The 20,337-nt window shown below is 38.5% G+C and carries 12 protein-coding genes; 3 read left to right on the top strand and 9 right to left on the bottom strand.

Annotation, left to right across the window (positions count from 1 at the left end):
• Positions 1-45: 45 nt before the first annotated feature.
• The gene (locus tag ACH11B_RS05660) at positions 46-591 is read left to right on the top strand and encodes a hypothetical protein (RefSeq protein WP_013664386.1); all 546 of its coding nucleotides are present in this window, start codon (positions 46-48) and stop codon (positions 589-591) included.
• Entirely contained in the window at positions 578-1,801 is a 1,224-nt protein-coding gene (locus ACH11B_RS05665) for a hypothetical protein (protein ID WP_377609968.1), read from the top strand. Before ACH11B_RS05660 ends, ACH11B_RS05665 begins: the two co-directional genes overlap by 14 nt.
• Before the next feature lie 325 nt (positions 1,802-2,126).
• On the opposite strand, the gene ACH11B_RS05670 is transcribed toward ACH11B_RS05665, so the two are convergent.
• Positions 2,127-2,303: a hypothetical protein gene (locus ACH11B_RS05670; RefSeq protein ID WP_377609970.1), complete on the bottom strand. Its 177-nt coding sequence runs from the start codon at positions 2,301-2,303 to the stop codon at positions 2,127-2,129.
• Between the two features lie 280 nt (positions 2,304-2,583).
• On the opposite strand from ACH11B_RS05670, the gene ACH11B_RS05675 reads away from it, so the two are divergent.
• Complete coding sequence (locus ACH11B_RS05675; protein WP_377609972.1) at positions 2,584-5,388, top strand: thiopeptide-type bacteriocin biosynthesis protein; 2,805 nt, start codon at positions 2,584-2,586, stop codon at positions 5,386-5,388.
• Here the strand turns inward: ACH11B_RS05675 and ACH11B_RS05680 are convergent.
• The 8 genes from ACH11B_RS05680 to ACH11B_RS05715 form a co-directional block, all read right to left on the bottom strand.
• On the bottom strand, positions 5,324-6,310 hold the full coding sequence (locus ACH11B_RS05680; RefSeq protein WP_377609974.1) for a sensor histidine kinase: 987 nt from the start codon (positions 6,308-6,310) through the stop codon (positions 5,324-5,326). The two genes, ACH11B_RS05675 and ACH11B_RS05680, sit on opposite strands and share 65 nt — an antisense overlap.
• A 387-nt stretch (positions 6,311-6,697) precedes the next feature.
• On the bottom strand, positions 6,698-7,432 hold the full coding sequence (locus tag ACH11B_RS05685) for a LytTR family DNA-binding domain-containing protein (protein WP_130854779.1): 735 nt from the start codon (positions 7,430-7,432) through the stop codon (positions 6,698-6,700).
• A 130-nt stretch (positions 7,433-7,562) separates the two neighbouring features.
• Entirely contained in the window at positions 7,563-9,059 is a 1,497-nt protein-coding gene (locus ACH11B_RS05690) for a RagB/SusD family nutrient uptake outer membrane protein (RefSeq protein WP_130854778.1), read from the bottom strand.
• A gap of 17 nt (positions 9,060-9,076) precedes the next feature.
• Positions 9,077-12,247 (bottom strand): SusC/RagA family TonB-linked outer membrane protein, encoded by a 3,171-nt coding sequence (locus ACH11B_RS05695; RefSeq protein WP_377609976.1) that lies wholly within the window; start codon positions 12,245-12,247, stop codon positions 9,077-9,079.
• Between the two features lie 545 nt (positions 12,248-12,792).
• Positions 12,793-14,202: a RagB/SusD family nutrient uptake outer membrane protein gene (locus tag ACH11B_RS05700; RefSeq protein WP_377609978.1), complete on the bottom strand. Its 1,410-nt coding sequence runs from the start codon at positions 14,200-14,202 to the stop codon at positions 12,793-12,795.
• 11 nt (positions 14,203-14,213) lie between these two features.
• Complete coding sequence (locus tag ACH11B_RS05705; RefSeq protein ID WP_130854775.1) at positions 14,214-17,210, bottom strand: TonB-dependent receptor; 2,997 nt, start codon at positions 17,208-17,210, stop codon at positions 14,214-14,216.
• 1,005 nt (positions 17,211-18,215) lie between these two features.
• Positions 18,216-19,520, bottom strand: coding sequence for a hypothetical protein (locus tag ACH11B_RS05710; RefSeq protein ID WP_377609980.1), 1,305 nt, complete (start codon positions 19,518-19,520; stop codon positions 18,216-18,218).
• A gap of 636 nt (positions 19,521-20,156) precedes the next feature.
• Positions 20,157-20,303 carry a hypothetical protein gene (locus tag ACH11B_RS05715; protein ID WP_377609982.1) on the bottom strand — a complete coding sequence of 49 codons (147 nt, stop codon included), beginning with the start codon at positions 20,301-20,303 and terminating at the stop codon, positions 20,157-20,159.
• Positions 20,304-20,337: the final 34 nt, after the last annotated feature.

Genomic DNA, 20,337 nt, shown 5'->3' on the forward strand with positions numbered 1-20,337 from the left:
GAAGCCGCTCTTTAGCCAAAAGAAGCTTCGTAAAAAATGTTAGGTATGGGAAATATTGAGAAATTCATTTCTGAAAACAGGAAAGCGTTTGATAATGAATTACCACCTGATCGGATTTGGGAGAACATAACAGCTGTTTTCGAGGGGGAAGATTTGCTAAAAAAGCGCGAGAGATCCTTACGTCTTAGAACCATTATATCGATGGCCGCCATGTTTGTATTAGTATGCAGTGCTGCATTTTTGCTTTACAAAGCACGCACATCGAATCGTCTGGATTATAGTCAAATCGACCCTATATTGGCGAAACAGCAAGTAGAATACGCATCCTTAATTAGTGAAAAAAGGGATGCTTTATCAAATATGGCTACGAAAAACCCGCAGCTATATCAAGAATTCACCCAAGTTATTGATAAGATGCAGCGGAACTATAAACAGCTTAAAACCGAACTGGATCAAAGTCCGAATAAAGAGCTGACTTTAGAAGCCATGATCAATAACCTTAAGATGCAAATTGAAGTGCTCAATCAGCAATTAGAAATTTTGAATTATATCCATCAACAAGAAAATAAATCTTCTCATGAACAGGTATAAGATTTCTGTGTATATCATTGCCTTGCTTGTATCAAGTCAGTTTAAACTGATGGCACAAAATAATGACGAGGAAAATAAGCTAGCTCGCCGCTTGGAAGCCACAGGCGAGAAGATCGAACGGATGACAACTGAACTAGTGAAAGGTCTGAAGGAAATCGATACAGAAGGAATTGTTCAGCAAGCGGAACGGATCGCTAGCTTTTCGGAAGAACAGGCTAATAAAATCGCAGGAAAAATAGAAGGTATCGACTGGGAACAGAAGGGATTACTAATCGACCAAGAAAATGCAACTCCCATAAATGGAGTGGAGCAAAGCAAAACGATACAAAAAGTTTATATCATCTCCAAAAACACCCCACTTAGCATTAATAACCGCTATGGAAAGGTTGAAGTAAAAACTTGGACAAAGAACGAAATTAAAGTCGACATAACGATTAGAGCCATAGACGCCTCCGGAAGTAGAGCCGAAGAAATTATCAACAGTGTATCCATATCGGAGACTAAATCACCGAGCAATATTTCACTTAGCACGCAGATTAATAAAGGGAAATCCAGTTGGTGGAATAACATAATCAGCGGGAACAATAAAGGGGTACAGATTAACTACCTTATTTCTTTACCGAAGGACAATTCGCTCGCCATCAACAATAAATACGGAACAGTTGTGCTACCTGATTTAGCGGGCGATGTGGACTTGGACGTGTCCTACGGCAGCTTAAATGCCGGCAGATTGTCAGGTAATAATATTCGCGTCCATTCTAGTTACGGTTCAGCTAAAATTCTTTCCGTGAAAGATGCAATGATGGATTTCAAATACGGCAGCATGGATTTAGGTGAAGCCAATAATATACAATTAAATATCGGCTACTGCGGAGGTAGTCAAATTGGCACGCTCATCAGCTCAGGAAACGTTGACATTAAGTACTCGGGCGGTTTTAAGATCGGATTAGATAAAAGCATCCAAAAGCTCAATCTGGACGCAGCCTACTCTTCTAGCACCATCCGTATTGATCCGGCAGCCCATTTTTCCTATCAAGTAGACGTTAGTTATGGCGGATTTGATAAGGGTGATGCGGTTGTTACCAAAGAAGAACCCGATCCAAGTGAACGAGGCCCCAAACTCCATAAAACATATAATGGCTACTTTGGTAAGAGTTCGTCCAATCAGGTACGCATTGATTCCAAATATGGGTCGATCACGTTTAAATAGAGGCTATAAGCTTTAAGCGATAGGCATTAAGCATTCGAATTTTGACCATCCCTTCGGGGTTATTGATGCTTCGTTACCTTATTAAAGGGGTTCGCTTTAAAAAAAGACCGTTTATTTTAACTTCTTTCTTTCTTTTCATTAAGTTCTCGTTTTTTAAGGCATTCAAGCTTTCCCTAACGGGAAGGTCCGCGAAATAAAGAAGCAAAGAGCCGACTGTAGGGAGTCTATGAACACCTTTGAAAATAATGAAGTAGTGAATAAAATCGCCACTTCCTGCCTACCGCAGGCAGGCAGCGGCATTGTTTTAGACGTCGGGCTTTTACTTTTAACCGGACGTATTATTATCTTCAGCCCTAAGTATAGCCCTGCGCGTGGGTAAAATGGCCTTGGAGGATACCGAAGCAACGAGCAGCAAAGCATTTACACGTCTGTTCATATCGCAATACCCAAGTGGATTGAGGAAGTGAAACGGCTCCAATACGCGCCAATGATGCTTTGCCATCAGGAGCGAGGTAGCTTACAAAGCCTTGATGTTTGCCTCTCTTTGCATCAAGGTAAAGAGAGATCAAATTAATATAAACACCTTTAGCTATATGAAAGCGAAACCGACGCAACGAGAGTTCACCGAAGGTAATCCTGACGCATCAATGAGCCCGTCGGGGTTTTGACTTCCTGCCTCCCGCAGGCAGGTTTAATTTTTACCCTCCCTGCGGGAGGCAAGCTTTTTAATTTACCATGTAACCATTGGATAAAAACTGCGTCTTATAAAAAACGTTATCCATATGGACCTTAAACTACTTCCTACCGTTATTTGCCGTACCCCTCTTTTTTCATATGAAGATACTTTAGAAGACAAGTGGGACGAGCTGAAAGAAGCCATTAAAATTTCGTCAAAAGACCTTTATGAGCAGATCAAAGACGCCAAAAAAGAAGATTATGATAAACTACCCGAGAAAGTAAGGTTTTCTTGCTGGAAGTATTTCAATCGGGCACGCTTCCGGGCCACACCTTTTGGTCCCTTTGGTTCCATCACGATGGTCCCCTTGGAAAGAGAGGGATCCGAAGTTATCGTTGAGAAAGATCCTACGTTACATACGTTTACGAATTGGATTCATAAAGATACCTTACTATCCGATCTACCCAATCTTTATAAGAACGCCAAATTTTTTCAGGCCAACACGTCCGTTTACCCCTGCGGCGATCAATTACGTTACATCAGCACCTTGGAAGACGGCACCTTTGAAATTGCATCGATTGATAAACAAGCAATTATCGAAGATGTACTGCAGCGATGTAAAACCACTATTGCCAAAGAAAAAATAGTAGAGCATCTCATCAGTAAGTATGAACTAGAATTAGCAGTTGTAGACGATTTTCTGATTCAGCTCATCGAATTGCAGCTGCTATTGACTGATCTACATCCCAATATCATCGGTACGGATTACTTTAAGCGAGTTGGACTGGACGGGCAAGAATTTAAAGAAAATCCCTATATAATTGCTACCCGATCGTTGCTTAAAGGTAGTCTCAGCACACAGCAGTTTAAAGTAATACCGGAGGCCATTAATTTTATAAAAGACTACTTACCCCAACCCGTCCATAAGCCATTGGAAGATTTTAAGCGTGCTTTCCAACTTAAATTCGAATATCGGGAAGTTCCGCTCTTGGAAGCCTTGGATCCGGAACTAGGTGTGGGATACAATGAATTGGAATCATCGCCTCACACAGACGAATTAATAGAGCTTTTAAAAGGCAGTCGGATACAAGAAAACGAACAAATACCTTACACCCCTTTCCATCAGTTTTTATTAAATGGGATCTTGAAAGGGGAAGATATTCAGCTAGAAGAATTAGTAAAACATGATCTTCCGAAGTATGTCGCTAAATTACCCAATACATTTAGCCTGATTATACAGGAGATAGACGGCCAAATTTTAATCCAACAGGCTGGCGGAGCTACCGCAAATTCACTTATAGGCCGATTTACCTTGGAAAATCCCAATTTGACTCGGTACAGTAAAGAGCTCGTGCGCATAGAGGAAGAGGCTAATCCCGAAATCATATTTTTTGACCTTGCTTATCAATCCGAGCGGAAAGTCGATAACGTTAATAGACGGGATAACCTTTATCATTATGAGCTACCTCTGCTCACGTGGACGGAGAACGAACACCAATTACGACTAGACGATGTTTATATTAGTGTAAAAGGCAATGAAATTGTCCTGCGCGCGAAAAGCCTAGCTAAACGTATCGTTCCACGTTTAGCTAGCGCCTATAATTATACACGATCTGATTTATCGATATTTCGTCTTCTATGCGACATACAACATCAGCACCTGCTTACCGGTCTAACAATTAATTTAAATAAGATTTTTCCTCAACTTAACTATTATCCTCGGGTTAACTACAAAAACCTTGTGTTTTCTCCTCGGATGTGGAGGATAAACGGAGAGACTTTTTTAAATGAGTCTATACCGATCAGGGCGCTAAAGAAATACCTAAAAAAAGCAGGAATACCTTCAACCTTCAAATGTTTAAATAGCGATCAATACCTGCTATTCAGTAAGGATTCAGATGAAGATCTCGAATTCTTACTGCAATATATAAAAAGCGGAAAGGAACTATATATCACGGAAGCAGCTTTACCAAAAAAATCGGCAATCAAAAGTAAGCAAAAACGACCTTTTTTATCTGAGTTGAACATTCACTTGCACGATACAGCAAACCGATATAAAACTTTCTCGACAGGCCTTACGAAGATCAATGCTGATCAACGAATTTCAATGATCGGACAAGACTGGTTATACGTTGAAATCTATATACATCCGTTACATTCAAATGTGCTGTTAACCGAAAACATTTCTTCTTACTTAGAAAAAGTTAAACCCAACATATCGAAATGGTTTTTTATTCGTTATTCGGCTCCTTCCCCTCACATACGATTACGTCTCAAGCTAACAGACCCCACATCCTTTCATGAAGCAATCTTTCAATTGACCAAACACCTATCTCGAGAAATCGAAAGTGGCATCATCTCTGATTTACAAATAAAAAATTATCATAGAGAAATTGAACGGTACGGTATTTCCACCATCGATCAAGCTGAACATTGCTTTTGGAAGGATAGTGAATACACGTTCATGTTAATCAAAAACAATATTGATCAGCATACTTCTTATAGACTAGTATTGCGTCTATTGGGTGATCTTCTTAACCAATTAGATGTTGATCCTAAGAAAATAAGTGCTTTTATAAAAAATGGCGGTGATGCTTTTGCCGAAGAATTTAAGGTAGAAATGAAAGGATTTAAAGCCATCAATGAATTATTTAGCCATCTCAAAAAAGAAAAAGTGAGTATATCCCTGCCTAAAAAAATTGAAAGGGCTTATCAAACCTTATTAAAACAAGTTTCCTTTCTACTGAAACAAACAAATGTAAACGAATCCTTACAGCTAATACGGGATTTAGTCCATATGCATGTTAACCGACTATTCACCACCGATCAACGCGTCCACGAACTGATTATTTACCAATTTTATCTGAAAGAGCTGCTGGCGCAACAAAACCGTTTAAAACAGCAAGCTTGATTTGAACTTTTGTTTCAAAATGATTTTTGCCATCACTGCGATAAGTAAAGGTGGCCTGGTCCCCATAGGTATGTTCGAGTCTTTTGGCTATATTCTCCAGACCTTTACTTAAGCCACTTGTATTATGTATGGCGTTAATTAAATTCTTGGTTTCAATTAACAGACTTTCTTGGTCAGTATATATCTTCAAAATTGCAGGATGATTGGCTAAGGATAGATTCCCATGCTTGAAAATGTTTTCTGTTAGCGTAATTAGAACTAAAGGGATCATCCATATGTTGCGAACTCGTTCATCGACTTCTATGTTAAAATATATTTGGTGATTTTGGCGAAGTCGATGTAGGTGGATGAGATTATGTACCTGCTCAATTTCTTCTTCAATGGCAATATATCCCTTGTCCTCACTACTTTCTACTGCATAACGCATCATGGCTGATAAAGTTAAAATAGCATCTGCAGCCACCGGAGCCGATTTACGTGTTTTATTGTAGATAAAATTGAGGGTATTGAAAAGAAAGTGAGGGTTAATCTGAGCCCTTAAATACGCATTTTGTGCATTAGCCAGTTCCTTCTCCATTTTCTGCTGCTCTATAATTTGATTTAATCGCTGTCGTTCGAGAGAGGTTGTCCGTTCTCTCTCTCTTAATAAGTTAATCAAAAAATAATACCCGGTAGAAAAGCCTATAAAATAAAGCGACCGCCACGAAACCTTTATAAACAATGCCCAGGCCATTGTTACTTTCCGAACGCCAAATATTCCAGGAAATGTAGCTGCAGCGTTTTCAATGATAAAAAAAACGAAGAAATAAACAACAATTTCAATTGCAATTCCAATAGGCAAAGCCAATACAGCAAATTTTGTTCTTAAAACTCGGGGAAGCACAAAATGAGCATGAAAATAGAATAATAAAATATGCTGCACATAATGGATCGTATAGGATCCAATTTTAGCAAATCTACCAGACACCAATCCAAGAATGATGGTTTCGTAAAGGATAAAAATTGACCAAGTTATAATATGAACCTTGTACTTGGTAAAAAAATTCGGGATACGTTTATCCATAATTTTTCATTTGGTGTAAGCTAAACGGGCTTTCGTGTAAAAATTTTGGACATCACAACTATAACTCTCAATTTTAAAAGAAAAGCCATGAAAAAGATCGAAGTTACAAAAAAAACAATCTTTTTATTTAAAAAGACACAGAGAAGTACCCAAGCAAAAAAAGAAACTTTTACAGATGAGTTTTTTACTTGGACGGTATAGTCAAAATCTATTTAATAGTTTTAGTTGGTTGGTTTAAAGGCTGGCTTAGTTATTACGGCCAGTCTTTATTGTATTTTTCAACAAGTAGTCATAAAAGGCATCCTTATAAAAAGTGCCAATTGGGATAAGCATGTTCTTTGGCAGCTTCACCAAGCTTCCTTCTACTTTTTCTATGTAATTTTTTGAAATAATAAATGAGCGATGTATTTGAATAAAATCATCGGTTTCATCAAAACGCTCCTTTATCTCCTTTAAGGTGAGATAAGTCATTATCTCCTCTGTGGTCGTATAGATTTTAATATAGTTCTTAACACTTTCAATCGCAATAACCTCATCAAATTTTATGCGAACAAAGCGATTACGTTCTTCCGTAGTTTTAACATAAAACTCCTTTGAATTGTCCTCTGTTCGAACTCGAGGGTTATCGTTGAGTAATTTATTGATAGCTAAGGCAAATTTTGCAAAGGTAAATGGTTTCAACAAATAAGCATCTGCTTCCACTTCGAAGGCTTCAAATGCGTATTTAGTATGCGCTGTAGTGAAAATAAGCTTATTTGTCTTACTTCGGATCGCTCTTGATAACTCGAGTCCTGAAATGCGAGGCATATCAATATCCATAAAAACGAAATCCACGGGATCTCCTTGGGCCATATCAGCCATTGCCTTTACCGGGTCTATATAGCTTTGCAAGACAACTAATTCAGGAATTTGCTGAATATAATCATTAATAATTTCTACCGAATCAGGTTCATCGTCAATGACAATACATTTATAAAGCATATTTTGCTATGGTTTCTCCAAACTTATGGAAAAGCTTCTTTAAATACAACTGTAGAGAATTATTAGCGCATAAAAAAGTCCCATCAACCAACCTAAGCCAATTGATGGGACTAATAAATCCTGTTTTGTTTTACGGATTCTGTTCTCCGATATTCGGATTTGCTTCCATCTCAGATCTAGGGATTAAAAACTGCCATCTTACATCTCCAGCTGGAATCTCCATAACACCGGCAACTGATGCCGAGACAAAGTTTGGCACAACGGTTCTATTTAAAGGCAAATTCAACCGTTTTAGATCAAGCCATCTAAAACCTTCGCCCCATAACTCTATTCGTCGGTTAAACAAAACCTCTTCAATCAGAGCAGCTCCGGAATTTGTTGATTTTATAGCATTAGCGTCACGAACTGAAGTCAACTGAAATAAGGTATTTTGAGCTTCGCCTTCTTGACCATTTCTCGCATAAGCTTCAGCGAGAATTAGGTACATTTCGGCACTTCTCAATAAAGGCACATCGCCTAGTGAAGGGCCACCGACAACTTTAACTGCAAATTTCCGACTCATGTAAGGCTGCCTGGCAAAGGCAGTTGATGGCAAAGGAAAATTATCGGCAGTAGGTGTTGGCTCCCACAGCTTTTTACGAACATCCGTCGCTGCTATTTGACTATAAAGAGCTGAATTTATTCGTTTAGGATTTGCGCGCATAAAAGAAGTATTGGCATTGTAGGCAATTTGGCCAAAGAACGACCCGAAGGTGTCTCCTTGATCTTCAGTAGGCATGGATGCCCACATTACTTCGCTCAAATTGGGTGCATTATTGAATCCCGAAAGATAAGCCGCCTCTGACATTAATGGAAATTCACCAGCATCAATCACTTCTTTTGCATACTTTATAGCGTTAGGATAGTCTTGCATCGTAAGTGCCACTCTGGCTCTTAACGCTTTAGCAACTAGCGCATTGGCATGTGATTTATTTGTGCGCGTTGTCACGTTCAGGGCAATAACATCTTCCAAGTCTTTTACAATGGCTGCGTAAACCTCCTCAACAGTGGCACGAGGCATATCGTTGTCTTTAGTTGATAGGGGTAGTGGTACACCAGCTTGCGAATTTGGCTTCGCATTCGCATCATATCGTTTTCCAAAAAACTGCACTAAATATGAGTAGGCATATGCTCTTAATGTAATAGCTTCTGATTTAACTCTCGCCTTTTCACTTTCTGTTCCGACAGCCGCATCTACATTGTCAATAATATAATTTGCGTTACCTATGATTCGATAGAATGTTCTATATACATACTGAGGCACGATATTATTATCAACCCGATGTGCATTCCAAGATGCTTCCGAAGAGAACCAATTGTTATTAGAAATCCCTAAATCCTCGCCCATAAAGTCGATATTCAATAGAATGCCGCCTACTCCGGGTTTATTTTGCTGGTTTGAGGTTACTTCCTCTGTTCTCTCAAACATCAACCGATAAATGCCGTTTAGCAATTTGCTTGCGTTTTCGACCGTATTGAAGACAGACTCTCCATCAACCTTATCGGTCGGTTTAGTATCAAGGTAATCTTTACTACAACTACTAATGATGAATACGAACAATAATGACAATATTAAGTATTTTTTCATGTCTTTCTTTTTAATAATTATAACGAAACGTTTACTCCAACACTAAATATTCTACTAGGCAAATATGTCGTGTTATTTGAACCATCAAACGATTCGGTAGGATTCATCCCTTTTCTTTTCGAAATAAGACCTAAGTTTTCTCCAGTAACAAAAACTCGTAGTGCCGAGACGTCGAACTTCTTTGTCAATTCAGATGGCAACGTGTAGGATAAGTTCACGTTTCTAAAACTAATGTAAGATGCATCAATTAACCAACGATTTGAAGCGGCATTAAACTGCGTCGTACTGTTGATGTCTATACGGGGAATATCTGTTATCTGGCCGGGTGTTGTCCATGAATTCTTGATATCTTCATGTAAAGCCGCGCCATAAGTTATTCCCATTAGGCCAGCATAGTTGCTATCGTAGAACTTACCACCTATCTGATAGTTAATCAGGAACGATAAAGCAAAGCTTTTATACCTAAAGGTATTGTTGATGGAACCAATTAGATCCGGAATAGCACTACCCGAATAGTCAAACTTAGCATTGTTATAATTTGTTGTATATTCAACACCATTAACCGTTCTTAAATTCGTAGTTGTCCCTTCAGCAGGCACATACAACGCCGCTCCATCTGCAGGATCTACGCCCGCATACTGTCTTAACCAGAAATTGTACAAATCTCTTCCGACCTCTCTTCTTTTATTACCGCTGGTAACCACGGGAGTTTCTGCCGGCATTTTGGTAATTTTATTCTTGATAGTCGACCAGTTGGTAACCATATTCCAAGTAAAATTCTTCGAGCGTATAATATCACCTCCCAATTGTAAATCGATACCAGTATTATACATAGATCCTATATTTCTATACACGCTCCTTATTGGATTGGATAACGCCAAGGGTACAGAAAAGATTAGATTGCTTGAACCTCTTCTATAAAATTCCAATTCACCAAAAATCCGACTATTAAAGAACGAAAAAGAAACACCGGTATTCAAGGTGTTAGAGGATTCCCATTTTAACGCCGGATTACCTTGGGTTGCAAGTATAACTCCTGGCTGTCCACCATTGTTCCATCCTAACTCATATAACGATTGGTAATTATAATAAGTAGGATCACCGTCAGCATTTAAGGTTGCGTCGTTTCCGACTTGACCATAGGACACTTTCAGCCTTAAATCATCGATCCAAGACTCATTACTCATAAATGCCTCTTTGGATATAGACCACGAACCTCCCAATGAGAAAAACGTACCCCACCGAGAATCTTTCGCGAATCGCGAAGATCCATCCCTTCTTAAGGAAGCATCAAAAAAGTATCTTGAGTCATAGTTATAGGCCACCTTCGACAAGTAGGATTCAATTCTATAGGTGTCCCTATATCCACCTGCGCCATAGGGTGTCACAAAATTTGGAAATTCGGAGTTCCCTTCAATAGTAATCCCGGTTTTGGTTGCGGTTAAGGAACGATAATCATAATCATAATTTTCGTGACCTGCCAAAGCATTTATACTATGTTTGCCAACCACCTTATCATAAGAAACAATTTGGTTAAACGTGTAGGATCTGGTTGTAGATGATAACTTATAGGAGTATCCATTGTAAGAAGCGCCGTCCCCAACCAAATTATTCCAGAAGGTCGTATTATGGTTCTCTCTGATATCGACACTAATTGAAGGCCTAAACGTAAAGTCTTTTAAAAATTTAATTTCTACATAACCTCTACCACTGATCAAATTCCTTCTATTTAGTTTTTCGTTCAACTGGGTTTCATAAATCACGTGGCGTCCAGGATATGCTCCTTGAGGCCTATTAATTGATCCCGGATGAAAACCGTAGTCATACCACTGCTCCCCTGTTAACTCGTTCATGATTGGGTTGCCTTCCCCATCGAATGCTCGTACAGGATAAATTGGACCTATAAATCTAGAAAACATAAAGGCGTTTATATAACTGTTTGCATTGTCGGTTGACGCATCACTCGCTAAGTTACCGTCTGAGGTGGATCCAGCTAAATTAAAACCGGTCTTCAACCACGACTTAATAGTCGAATTGGCACTAAGACGCGCATTAAACCTTCTGTAGTCTGATTGAAGAATATACCCTTTATCATTTAAGTAGCCAAGAGAAACGTAGTAATCAGATTTCTCCGATTTACCCGTTACGCTCATATTGGCGTCTGTTCTTTTCCCTGTTCTTTCAAGCGGTTTATACCAATCGAAATCGTTATAAAGTAGAGAAGCATTTGGATTAAGCTTTCCGTCCGTGCCAACAATTTGATTATTAGGCACGTTAAATGGATTGTAAATGAGTTGCGATTGAATAGTATTACTCGCTTGGAGAGCTGCTTCTTCCGGAGTCTTCCCAGTACCGGAAGTTGGATACACCAGGCTGTTTCTTAAAGCTTGCCACATTAACGGATAGTATTCGTAGGCATCAACCCTATCATATTCGGGTGTTCCTCGGGAAGAGAAACCTTGGTTTAGGTTCACATTAAGCTGAGTGCCCTGAACTGTCCCTTTTTTCGTTGTGATAATAATGACTCCATTACCTCCTCTCGAACCGTAAAGAGCCGTTGCAGACGCATCTTTCAGCAAGGATATATTCTCGATATCATTAGGGTTAATATCACCAATATCGCCATCGAAAACCGCACCGTCTACCACGTATAACGGAGCGTTAGAAGCAGATATTGAACCGAAACCTCTAATTCGAATATTTGATCCAGTACCTGGTTGCCCATTGCCTGAGTTGACATTGACACCTGGTGCCATACCTGCAATAGCATTCGTTATGTTAGTAACGGTACGCTTACTTATATCAGCCGAATTCATGGTGGCAACTGAACCGGTAATGGCTTCTTTCTTTGCTGTACCGTAAGCTACGACGACGACCTCATCCAACGAGTTATCCTGACCGGACAAGGTAACATTGATGATAGAGCGTTGTCCAACTTCCAGATTTTGGCTAGCATAACCAATGTAGCTAAAAATAAGCTTGGCGTCTGTCGGAGGCACCGTTATAGCATAGTTTCCGTCCGAATCTGTTTGCGTACCAGTTGTAGTCCCCGCCACAATAACGGATACACCAGGAAGCGATTCTCCAACTTCATTAGTTACTTTACCTCTAATTCTCCTATCCTGTGCATACGCTGCGCCTATTAGCAGTATACATAACAGAAAGAAACTTAGTAGTTTTTGTTTCATGTGTTTGCTTTTTGGTTAAAAATTAAATTGATTAAAAATATAAAATGATAGTACTTAAATTCATATAGAAATCAGTAAATATTTTATTCATCAGATTTGATGATTAAAGCAAATCCATTCACTCGCCAACATATACAAGACTGCTGAAGAACAGATTAGGCACTATTTAGTATAATAGAACCCTTTACCGGCAAAATGAGAGAGAAATATGGCTATAGGATTAGGTCAATCATGATGAATATTCCGTTCTTCAATACTAAAATCCTAAAAAGGTTAATGTAAATCTATCTCAATACGCTAAACATTAGGGCTGTTATTAAACTAATTTAACAATTTATTAGCAAAACTAAGCTTTTGAAAATATTTTACAAGTTTTTTTAGAATTTACTTCTTTCAGAGTATCGATTATTTCTGATACATGCCTAATTGCAGAAGCGTTAAGCTAGAGGTAATACATATGTCATGTATTCCAAAGGTAGGTAAGTAATAATTTAAATATAGGGCGACTGCAATGACAGAGATGCCCCTGCAGTCGCTTCCTAAATTTAGTATCCTTCGTTCTGTTGTCCTTGTAAACTCGGATTATTATCTATCTCTCTTTGAGGGATTGGCAGAATAGTTTTTGGTGCTCCAAACGCTGCCGAGGCCTGCCCGCCTCTTAGATTCTGTCGGTTTCTTAGCATATCCATCCTCCGATGTCCTTCAAATGCCAGCTCTTTTCTTCTCTCAAGAAGTAGAGCGTTAATAAGTTCGTTCTGCGTAAGTACAGATTTAGGACCAAGTCCAGCCCTCCTCCGTATACGATTGTTCAAAATATCAATCGCTTGAACATCTGGGGTTGTACTCAAATGCGCCAATGCTTCAGCTAAATTTAGGTAAACTTCCGTTGTCCTAATAACAGGAGAGTTGTCGCTGTTGTTTACTGCATCTGGAAATTTGTTATTGAAAAAGTAGTCTATTCCAGCAGTTTGTCCTTCTATTTTTAAATTGAAACGCTTATCTCCAGGTTCCGCTTCAAATGCCTGAATTAAACTTTGAGAGAATGGAGCATCGCCTCGCCCACCAGCAGAAGCGGGCATATAATAAGAGGCCCAGCCACCGGCGCCTGTTCTACCATTGTCTGTTGCACTATTCTGAATGGTGAATACATCTTCACTAGTATTTCCATTATAGAAGCTAAAATCTGCAGCTAAATCATATATTCCTTGCTCAAGTGTATTATTGGCAGCTTCAACCACCTGAGCCCATTCTTCTCTATAAAGATATAAACGAGACAGCAGGGCGTGGGCAGCTCCTTTTGTAGCTCTTCCCCTCGTATCCGAAGCGCTTTCATAGGATGACGGAAGCGCAGGTACAGCTTCTTCTAAGTCCTTTAATATTTGAGCATGGACTTCATTTAATGAACTCCGCGAAGGATAGGTAACTTCTCCAGTAAAGTCTTCCAGAACGAGCGGAACACCTAAGTTGTTGCCGTTACTGACTTGAAATGGTTGCGCGAAGAAATTCACTAACTGAAAATATGCTAGTGCTCTTAAGAACTTCGCTTCAGCGATGTACTGGGCTTTCAATTCGTCCGAAAGCCCCTCAACATTTGGTACATTAGCAATTACCTTATTAGCTCTTGTGATTACCTGATAATGTATTTCCCAAACATCATAAACACTACTATTTGTCGATACAGATGCAAAATCGTTTAATTGTTGAAGGGTTGGAAATGTCCCAATAAAATCAACATTATCCGCCATGTAATCAGCAATAACCTGAGGCATCGAACCATAAAATTCCAACGTTTGGGTTGTGCTATATACTCCCCTAAGGGCGCTTAGAGTGGTTTCTGGACTACTAAAGACAAGTTCTTCTGTTAAGTCCTGTTGCGGAAGCAAGTCTAATTTCTTTTCGCATGCTGAAAGGAAAACCAACATCGCAAAAGTTAAATATATATATCTGATTTTCATGTTCTTATATTTTAAAGTGTAAGATTAACTCCGAATGTGTATGATTTTGCCTGTGGTAGTGCAAAGAAACTTTGACCTATTGTTAAATTACTAGCTCCATTAGCTGAAATTTCAGGATCGCCTCTAAAATCCTTACTTTTAACAGTCCACAAATTCTGACCGAGGAAATATATTCTAGCACTCGAGAATATTTTTGTTTTTGCCAAAAAACTGCTTGGCAAGTTATATCCTAGGGTTAACGTCTTTAGTCTCAAATAAGAACCATCCATCATTTGCTTCGTGGACGGCTGATGATAGGTTGTTCTTGTATCACTATTCAATGCAGGTGCAAAGGCTTGATCGCCAGGTTGTCTCCAGTAGTCTAAAAGCTTCACGCTTTTATTGTAGGAACCTGATCCGAAATTATCAGTAAATTCTAAGCCATCGATATAAACATCATTGCCTTGAGTAAAGTTAAAAAATGCAGTTAAATCAAAACCCTTGAATGTAAAGGTATTAGTGATACCACCTTGAAACGTTGGGTCTGCTTTGCCAACTATCACCCGATCAGCAGCCGTTGGTGATGTAGTAGGTGTACCATCTTTTGTTAACCACTCCGCATCCCCGGTTTCCGGGTTGATTCCGTTATATCGTATCAAATAAAACGTATTTTTAGAATGTCCTACAATTGCTCTTTGCTCGCCTGTTCCCAAAAAGTTTCTTCCGTCTTCGTCTCTATTTTCAGGTAGCTCCAAAACCGTGTTCTTGTTGAACGCTATATTAAAAGAGGTTCTCCAAGTAAAATGATCGCGATTGATATTTTCAGAGTTGATTGTAAATTCAAAACCTCTATTTCTTAGTTTACCTACATTCTGTGACGCACTAGCGAATCCTGTTGTAAAAGGTAATGGTACATTAAGCAATAGATCCCGCGATGTCTTATTATAAAAATTCATTTGAATATCGATCGCGTTGAAGAATCGACCGCTTAGTCCCACATCGAACTGAGCCGTTTCTTCCCAGCTTAAATTGGGATTTGCAACCCTGCTTGGAACTAACCCAGACTCACCATTATAATTAACAATCTGACTATTGGCATCGGTTCCCGCTAAGAAAGTGCCTAAATAATCATAATAACCTATATTATCATTCCCAGCTGTTCCATAACTAGTGGTCAATTTCAGGAATTGAGCAATATTATTATCCTTATTGAAAAAACCTTCATTGGAAATGACCCAACCGCCTGATAGAGCATAGAAGTTTCCATATTTTTTATTCGGTCCAAACCGCGAGGAACCATCACGACGAAAAGATCCTTCAAACAAGTACTTATCATCGAAACTATAGTTTACACGCGCAAACTGAGATTCAAGCGCCCAGTCAAAAATCTCTTCAGATGCGGAAACTGGATTTGATGCTGATCCAACATTAGGCAACCCATCGCTAGCATAACCTGTTCCTTCCACAAATATTTGCGTCAATGTAGCCTTTTCAAAACTGTAACCTAGCAATGCGCCGATGTTGTGTCTGCCATCAAAAGTTTTGTTATAATTCAGCGTATTGGTAGTCAACCATTTATTATCGGTATAATTAGTACGATATCCATAACCACCAGGTGTTAGCAAATCTGACTCTCTATATTTTTCGTCAATTTTATAGTTATCAATTCCCCAATCGGTCTTCAGTTTCAAACCTTCAATAACTTCCAATTCTGCGTAAGCGTTACCAGTACTTCTATCCGACCAATTTTTATTTATACCAGTCTGTTCAATAGCAATTACATTAGCAATAAAGCCCGTGTTTTGAAACTTTCCGTCAGGACCATATGGTGTAATATAAGGCAATTGCAAATAAGCAGATGTAAGTGGTGCATAAGTATTGTTCTCTGCCCCAATTCTATCCATATCAACGTGAGAAAGATTATAATTTACACCAAAATTCACTTTATCAGAGACCTTATGATTTAAATTAATGCGTCCAGATAAACGATCCATTTGGTTTCCTATCGTATAACCACTTTCAGTAGAATACGTTCCTCCAACAAAAAACGTTGTCTTTTCACTTCCTCCAGTAGCGCTGAGGTTCGCGGTATTCACATGACCCGTTCTAACAACATTATCTATCCAATCGTAACTTGTCGTTGGGAATTGCGGAACAGAGGCATTATTCGCTGTCAAATAATCGGTTCGAAATTGACGCCACTGATCAGCGTTCATCATTGGTTCTAAGGAAGTTGGCTTGGAGAACCCTGTAAAGTAATCCGCATTTATCTTTGTTTTACCTTGCCCAGTTCCCTTTTTGGTAGTAATAAGTATGACCCCGTTAGAACCCCTTGATCCATAGATTGCAACTGCAGAGGCGTCCTTTAATACCGTCATACTTTCAATATCATTGGGATTGATGTTAATCAATGGGTTAAGGGCTGAGGCACCTCCTTGCGCTTGAGTATACTGCGCTCCAGCAGAATTTAGAGGTACACCGTCAATTACATACAACGGACGTCCACCCGCACTTAGAGAGGAACCACCTCGAATGGTAATTTGCGCTTCAGCACCTAAAACACCCGATGAGTTCACCATATTAACGCCAGCAGCTTGCCCTTGTAGAATTTGCTGGGGAGTCTGAATAGGTACATTTTTAAAAGACTCCGAACTTACAGACGCTACTGTTTGAGTACTTAAAGCTCGACTCTGCTGTCCATAACCAACAACCACAACTTCCGATAACTCAGAAGCGTTAATACCTAGCGTTACATCTAAATTGTTTCCAGCGCTTAAACTTTGTACTAAGGTTTTGTAACCAATATAACTGAAAGTTAAGCTTACAGCTCCTGCTGGAACAGATAAAGAAAACATTCCATCATTGCTGGTCTGGGTTCCAATAGTTGAACCGCTCACTACCACTGATACTCCTGGTAGGGGCTGTCCGTTTTCGTCAGACACTTTTCCGCTGACCCTCCTTTCCTGCGCGTATACTGCTCCTATTAAGAGAGTAAACAGTAAGAAAAAACTTAGTAGTTTTTGTTTCATGTGTTTTGTGTTTTGGTTAAAAATTAAATTGATTAAATATAAAGCAACTGGACTATATTAGGCCGAACCCGATAAGATTTACGCATCAAGTATGATGTCAAGGCATATCCTTTCACTTGGTCCCGGATATTGATCCGTTGAACAATATACAAATTACCACTTATCATAATAATTCGAGTTCAGTGTACGCAAAAGACAGGAAAAACGGCTTTAGAATAGGTTGATCAATCACTCAATTCTTCGTCACTTACATTTGTCATCCTAATTAGGCTAAGTAAATCTATCTCAATACGTTACACTTAAGTTATTATAAGAAAAATTTGACAATTAGTTTCCAAAATTAAGATATTGAAAATATTTTGCAAGTTTTTTTTTATCTATTCATAAATGTAGGATAAAATTTCAGCAAAAAAGCTTGTAGCGCCTTTTTTACTAGCTTCCTTAAAAACGCGATTGTAACAAGCAAGGTAATTAAAGTATTGAAAATCCTCATACTCACGAATACAAATAATCCAATGATTGCTTATTAAAATTTCATGAGAATTGTAACAAATTAAAATGCTATATAGAAGAATCTCTCCACCTATCGGCGAAAGAGTGTAAAGTAAAAATACAATTGTCAAGCAAACCGATATTTACTAAATACCCTATCTTTGCTAGACTTTACGCTATGTACCGCAAAATAGTCAAATAAGTTGCAAATTGAAATGCTAGAACATCTTTTGCGAATAACAAATTAGAGCGAATTAGCTTTAGGAAGTAGTTACATTTACTTGCTATTTCAGACAGTTGTAGCCGTCGATAAGAAAATTAACGCCGATAAAATATAGTTAAGATGGTTGTCCGCATGAGGACCGACAATCAGGTCTTCACAATTCTTCGAGGAATGAGGAGACAAATTTATTTCCTTTTTAGTCGGCCCCTTCCTAAAAAGGAGATAAATTGTATATGTAACCAGTTCTTCTTTTGTTTATATTTCGCCTAGATCTAAACAAATTATTCTTACTAAGTCGTTGTACCTGGATCTCCAGGGTTAGGGCTTAATATTTGGATTGTTATAGGTTTCTTTAACGTGATTGGAACTCCATCCATTAGAAATGAAACGATCAAGTAATCAGATTGTGACGGTTGACCAGCTCTAATGTCAGCTGTTGTATTTGATGTAACCTGAATAAAGCAGCCAGGAGGTGGCGTCCAAGTGACCTGCGAAATAACTCTATTAACTGACGAGCCAGTTTTTACAATTTGAAACGTTGAAAAATTTCCAAGTTCATACAGAAATGAAGGCCCCTCCAACCGAACTTCATTAACAATTGGTGAGGTATAAACTTTCGAAACGATTTTATTACATCCGTTAAGACTTATAGAAATTTCCCCGCCCCCTAAGCCTGTTGTTTTTATCGCTACAGAAGGTCCCACGTTGCTACCAACTATTTGAAAATCGCCGGAAACAGACCATGTAAAATTTGAGTTAATTGGCAAAGAAAAGGCTTCAACAGAATATGTGGCAACCTGATTAACGGTCAAAGATTCCGGTCCTACAACTGCAAATTGATTTTGTTCTTCTATAACCATATTCCCATTTAGTTTTGCTGTTGATAAAGATCTTCCAGAAGTATTGGGAATTACATTTAGCCAAAGGTAATCATAACATTTATCCGCCGTAAGTTGTATAGAAACAGCCTTAATTGCATCTTTTTCAATGGCAGGAAAAATCTGAGTAGGCTCTGATGTGCCAGTTATGTTAATTGAGGCGACACTCGTGCATAAAGTCGACATAACAGGATTGTTTGTCAATCTAGCCTGCAATGTGGGATAGCGTCTTGTTGTCATATTGCCATAAAATATATCATCACCCCCAGTCAAATAGGTTTTTATCGTATATACTGAGCCTTGTTTAAAGGGATACCTGATCCCCATACCGCTTCCGTAACTCCCTGGTAGTGCATCAGAATAGGCGTGTGCCGCACCAAGACTCAGGGCATCTCCCGCAAAAGAACTACCTTGAAAAGCTTTAAAAGTGATTCCGTTTACCGTTTTTTCAGGCATAGAACAGGATGAATATCCAGTAAAGTCGGAAAAATTTATATTAGTTGATTTTTTATTTGGAGTAACTGCTAGAATAACACTCGAAGTTGCAGCATTTGTTCCGCTTTTTATCATGCTCATCGCCTGATCAAAGGTAATAGACCTGTCTTGTTTCGAGTCTCTATCTTTCTCAAACGAGTCTTTCTTAGAACATGAAAACACAAACGTAAAGACTAGAATTATTGGTAAACATCTTTTCATAATTTTAATTTTATCAAACATAACATAAAATATTAAATATCCAAAGTTCCAATTAGTATCAGCGAAATAAAGTTATTCAAAAAGGCACTAAAATCACACTTTACCTATCTCTTGAGTGTCTTTGTTTTACACCTGTCATTTTCATAGTCATAAGACACATAATTTAAATACGACAGCAAAGTAGTTCATCTAATAGTATAAGCTCCGACTATTATGCTCTCTATAGCAGCGATTGATTAAAGAGCTGGACATCAACTGTATTTAACCATAACTAAGCCACTTCGGCATTGATACTTGCAGACCTTGAAACAAAACAAAAGCAACGCAAGCTAGAAATAAGAATGTTAGCTGGAAATAGGTTTTTTCATATTTTGTTTATTTAATAATCCTAAACTTATCTTTTCTAAAAGAAACAACACAAGGATAAAGCAATTATCTTAGAGTACCCCCAGAATAAGGCCGCAAGCCAACCTATGGGATAGCCTAGCTTCTTTGCAAGATAGACTTTTAAAAAGAAAATCCGAAAAAAAATTCAATCATATAGACTTATTTAAAAAAGCACATAGAATTACAAATCATCAATGTTTAGTCATCATCTAAAATTAAAATTAGATAAGAATTGTAACAAGAGTTAACTATATTATTTCGTATAGAAGATTAATCTTTTCCTTCTAACCAATCTTCCAACTCCTTTTTCTTTTCCCGATTAGTCTTCTCTTCTGCGATCTCACAAGATGGATCCAGTATAAAAATAAGGCTTCGCTTCTCACGCCTTACTTCCTTTATCGCTTTCCTATTTACCACAAATATTGGATGAAGGTTAATTCAATAACTGCTA

It is taken from the genome of Olivibacter sp. EAT-5, assembly GCF_044784325.1.
In the GTDB taxonomy this organism is placed as follows: domain Bacteria; phylum Bacteroidota; class Bacteroidia; order Sphingobacteriales; family Sphingobacteriaceae; genus Olivibacter; species Olivibacter oleidegradans.

Bases quoted from the DNA above. Each gene is read 5' to 3' on its own strand.
- ACH11B_RS05665 (WP_377609968.1), top strand. From the start codon at position 578: ATGAACAGGTATAAGATTTCTGTGTATATCATTGCCTTGCTTGTATCA.
- ACH11B_RS05700 (WP_377609978.1), bottom strand. From the start codon at position 14,202: ATGAAAATCAGATATATATATTTAACTTTTGCGATGTTGGTTTTCCTT.
- ACH11B_RS05675 (WP_377609972.1), top strand. From the start codon at position 2,584: ATGGACCTTAAACTACTTCCTACCGTTATTTGCCGTACCCCTCTTTTT.
- ACH11B_RS05690 (WP_130854778.1), bottom strand. From the start codon at position 9,059: ATGAAAAAATACTTAATATTGTCATTATTGTTCGTATTCATCATTAGT.
- ACH11B_RS05660 (WP_013664386.1), top strand. From the start codon at position 46: ATGGGAAATATTGAGAAATTCATTTCTGAAAACAGGAAAGCGTTTGAT.
- ACH11B_RS05695 (WP_377609976.1), bottom strand. From the start codon at position 12,247: ATGAAACAAAAACTACTAAGTTTCTTTCTGTTATGTATACTGCTAATA.
- ACH11B_RS05670 (WP_377609970.1), bottom strand. From the start codon at position 2,303: ATGGCAAAGCATCATTGGCGCGTATTGGAGCCGTTTCACTTCCTCAAT.
- ACH11B_RS05710 (WP_377609980.1), bottom strand. From the start codon at position 19,520: ATGTTTGATAAAATTAAAATTATGAAAAGATGTTTACCAATAATTCTA.
- ACH11B_RS05685 (WP_130854779.1), bottom strand. From the start codon at position 7,432: ATGCTTTATAAATGTATTGTCATTGACGATGAACCTGATTCGGTAGAA.
- ACH11B_RS05705 (WP_130854775.1), bottom strand. From the start codon at position 17,210: ATGAAACAAAAACTACTAAGTTTTTTCTTACTGTTTACTCTCTTAATA.